We start from the raw sequence: 435 nt of genomic DNA, 5'->3' as shown, positions 1-435 counted from the left end.
GTATTGCGCCTCGATCAGGAGGGGCGTCCTTATAATGAGGGTGAGCAGGTCGTCATCGGCGGTAATGAGCGGTACGTATCGGTCTGCCGTAAGCATTATAAAGAGGCGGTGAGCGTCGGTTCGTTAACCAAGGTACAAAACCAGCACCGTCCCTGCTGATACCCTCAGAAGCTCGTACAGGCGCCTGTGGGCGCCTTTTTTATGTCTGCTATAGGTTGGCGTAGCTGGCGATAAAGAATGGCTGATAGCGGGGATAAAAAAAGCCCCGTCAGGTGACGGGGCTTGTCGCGATGCTATCGCTGTTGGTTAAGCGGATTTTTTCGCTTTTTTCTCAGCCTTTACCGGAGCAACTTCGGCTTTCGCACCGGCTTCGCCTTCGACGAATTCGCGGCCGTAGTAGGTATCCAGCAGGATCTGTTTCAGTTCGGAGATCAG

The 435-nt window shown here is 53.6% G+C and carries 1 protein-coding gene; it reads left to right on the top strand.

Annotation, left to right across the window (positions count from 1 at the left end; genetic code table 11):
- Positions 1 to 3 precede the first annotated feature (3 nt).
- Complete coding sequence (locus FJV41_RS55885; protein ID WP_220138024.1) at positions 4 to 159, top strand: hypothetical protein; 156 nt, start codon at positions 4 to 6, stop codon at positions 157 to 159.
- Positions 160 to 435 lie beyond the last annotated feature (276 nt).

Source organism: Myxococcus llanfairpwllgwyngyllgogerychwyrndrobwllllantysiliogogogochensis, from assembly GCF_006636215.1.
In the GTDB taxonomy this organism is placed as follows: Bacteria; Myxococcota; Myxococcia; order Myxococcales; family Myxococcaceae; genus Myxococcus; species Myxococcus llanfairpwllgwyngyllgogerychwyrndrobwllllantysiliogogogochensis.
This window is presented reverse-complemented; position numbering and strand designations above follow the sequence as displayed.